Raw genomic sequence first — 3,174 nt, 5'->3', positions numbered from 1 at the left:
CGCCGTCCAGCGCGACTGGGCGGCCGGCTGACCGACCGCGTCGCCGCGAACGGCGGCGCGAGCGCACCACGGAAGGGCCCGCATCCCCGCGACGGGGGTGCGGGCTTTTCGCGTGCGCGCGGGAGTCGAGGTGGGAGTGGAGGACGGGAGCGGGGGCCGGCTCGGGGTGAGCGCTGCCCGGTGTGAATTCGGGCCGGTTTCACGGCTGTTGCCGCCATGTGAGCGGAAGTAGAGCTTCCGGGATCATTTGTGAATTTGCCGTTACCAAAAGCGAGTGACTGTGTTCGCTCCGTGCGATCCGTACTAGGGTCGGCTCGGGTCGAACGCCGAGAGTTGCGGTTCGCAACCACGAGTGGTCAAGGCCGCTCGGCCGCCGACCCGACGAGGGGAGGACGAGCATGCTCGATCTTGTGCGCCGCATACGCTCCGAGAGCGAAAAGTCCGCCTCCATGCTGTCGGACCTGCCGGTCGGCCAACTTTTGCGCAGCGTCCCCCAGTCGGTGGGATTCGGAGTCCGCTCCTACGTCAGGTCGCTGCGCGCCGAGCGCCGCCGCCACCCCGACATGCCGACCGTCTTTCCCACCCCGGGACTGGTCTCCGCCGCGTTTCTCGACGAACTCGTGGTCGCCCTCATGGCCACCGGGCGGCTGTCTCCCGATCCCGACGACGCGCTGCGGATCCGCCGGGAGATCGCCGACGCGGTCGAGACGTTCCGCGCCGAGACCTACCTCGACGATCCGACCCTGTTCCACCCCCCACCGCCCCCACTGTCCGACCCGGTCGTGCGCGGGAAGCTCTACGGCACGATCAGCTACGAACAACTGACGTTCGACAGCGAATACGTGCCGCGGGCCGGCATCCCCGGAGCCGCCCGGTGGCAGGCGGCCGGTGCGAACCAGCGGGTGTGGGCCCACCTGCTGCGCCACCCCGGCAAGCCGCGCCCCTGGCTGGTCAACCTGCACGGCTTCGGCATGGGCCGCCCCGGCGACCTGCCCGCGTTCCGCGCGCAGCGACTGCACCGGGAACTGGGCGTCAACGTCATCCACCCGGTGCTGCCGATGCACGGGCCGCGCAAGTCCGCACGCGCCCAGGACACGCCGTTCATCTCCTTCGACTACCTCGGCAACGTGCACGGCCTGGGACAGGCCGTGTGGGACGTGCGCCGCTGCCTGGATTGGATCCGCGGGCAGGGCGACACCCCGATCGCCGTGCACGGCCTCTCGCTCGGCGCCTATGTCGCGGCCCTGCTCGCGGGCCTGGAGGACCTCGACTGCGTGATCGTCGGCGTGCCCTCGGTCGACATGGCGTGGGTGATGTCGCACCACGCTCCCGAGGACATCAAACGTGAAGTACGCGCGGCGGGCCTGCTCGGCGACCAGGCCGAGACGGTCCACCGCGTGGTCTCGCCGCTCGCGGTGACCCCGCGGGTGCCGCTGGACCGCCGATTCGTGTACGCGGGCCTGGCCGATCGGATGGCCACGCCGCAACAGGCGTATCGGCTCTGGAAGCACTGGGAGGAACCATCGGTCTGCTGGTACCGCGGCTCGCACCTCGGAGCCATGTGGAACCGGGAGGCCCGTCACTTCATCGAGGATGCCCTGACGTCGTCGGGCATCGGGAGGAGGTACACCTGGTGAAACTCTCCGGAATGGATTCGGCTTTCCTGGCCCTGGAGTCGCCAAAGTGGCCGGCGCACGTCGTGTGCCTGACCGTCGTCGACGCCCGTGACACCGACGGCCGCGTCGACCACGCCGCCTTCAAGCGCACGCTCGCCGCACGACTGCCCCGGTTGCCGTTGCTCGGCCGCAAACTCGTCCGAAGCCCGTGGGGCCTGGCCCGCCCGCACTGGGTCGACGACGCGGACTTCGAGCTCGACAACCACGTCCATCGGGCGACCCTCGCGGCCCCGGGCGGTCGCCGCGAACTGGCCGCGATGGCCGCCGAGATCTACCGGCACCGGCTCGACCGCGATCGGCCGCTGTGGGAGTGGTGGGTGGTCGACGGCCTGGAGAACGGGCGCGTCGCGCACCTGTGGAAGGTGCATCACGCGTGCATCGACGGCCGTTCCGGCGCCGCGATGCAGGAAATCTTCTTCGACGCCGATCCGACCGCGGTCGACGACGTGACCCTCGCGCCGGCCCCCGGGACGGACGCCGCCCCCCAGGGCTGGGACGCGGTGCGCGAGAGCGCGCTCTCGCTGGCCGGGACACCGGTGCGCCTGGGCCGACAGATCGGATGGCTCGTGCGGGGCGCGGTGCAGGCGGCACTCACCGGACGGCTGGGTCGAGCCCTCCCGTCGAACGTGCCCAGGACCCGCTTCAACGCGCCCGTCGGCAAGGAACGCGCCTACGGTTTCTGCACCGTCTCGCTCGCCGACATCAAGGTGGTCAAGAACGCCTTCGGGGTCAAGGTCAACGACGTGGTGCTCGCGATCGTCTCCGGGGCACTGCGCGAACTGCTGGACGAAGCGGGGGAGTTGCCTCTCGAGCAGCTGGTCGCCTCGGTGCCGGTCGACGCCACCCGCGGCGGCGAACGCGCCAGCGGCAACATGATCACGGGCATGCTCGTGGGCCTGGCCACCGACGTCGAGGAACCCGCCGAACGCCTGCTGTGCGTCCACGAGAACTCGAACGCGGCCAAGGCCGTACAGAGCGCGATGGGCGCCGAACTGCTCAGCGGTCTGGCCAAGGCGCCGCCGCCGGCCGTGCTCGGTCTGCTCGGCGACCTGTACCGCGACGCGCACCTGGTGTCGGTGCTGCCGGCCCTGTGCAACGCGACCGTCTCCAACGTGCCGGGGCCGCTCACCCCGCTGTACGCCAACGGGCAGAAGGTGGAGGCTTTTCACTCGATGGGCATCATCGCCGACGGCTTCGGATTGTTCATCGGTGGCATGAGCTACCACGACCAGGTCGACATCGGGGTACTGGCCGACAAGACCGCCCTGTCTGATCCGTTCGCGCTCGCGGACAGCATCGTCGAGCAACTCAACCTGCTGCTCAAGGCCGCCGACGAACTCGCCCCGCCGCCGGGCGCGCGCGATCTGCCGGCGGAGGCGACGACGGCCGAGCCGGAATCGGAGCCGGAGCGGGAGCCGGGATCGGAGTCGGAGTCGGAGCCCGATGCGAAGGCCGCAGGCGGGCCGGTCGGGCTCGCACTCGCCGCCGGCGCACGGGC

At 70.7% G+C, this 3,174-nt stretch carries 2 protein-coding genes; both read left to right on the top strand.

Translation table 11 applies throughout. The features are described from left to right. Window positions 1-398: 398 nt before the first annotated feature. The gene (locus tag GT354_RS16260) at window positions 399-1,637 is read left to right on the top strand and encodes an alpha/beta hydrolase (RefSeq protein ID WP_161357031.1); all 1,239 of its coding nucleotides are present in this window, start codon (window positions 399-401) and stop codon (window positions 1,635-1,637) included. Continuing rightward, on the top strand, window positions 1,634-3,174 hold a 1,541-nt coding region (locus GT354_RS16255; RefSeq protein ID WP_161357030.1), incomplete at its 3' end, for a wax ester/triacylglycerol synthase family O-acyltransferase. The genes GT354_RS16260 and GT354_RS16255, both read left to right, overlap by 4 nt.

This window comes from Streptomyces sp. SID3343, assembly GCF_009865215.1.
Classification (GTDB): Bacteria; Actinomycetota; Actinomycetes; order Streptomycetales; family Streptomycetaceae; genus Embleya.
Note: the sequence above shows the minus strand (reverse complement) of the source record. Positions and strands in the feature narration are given on the sequence as shown.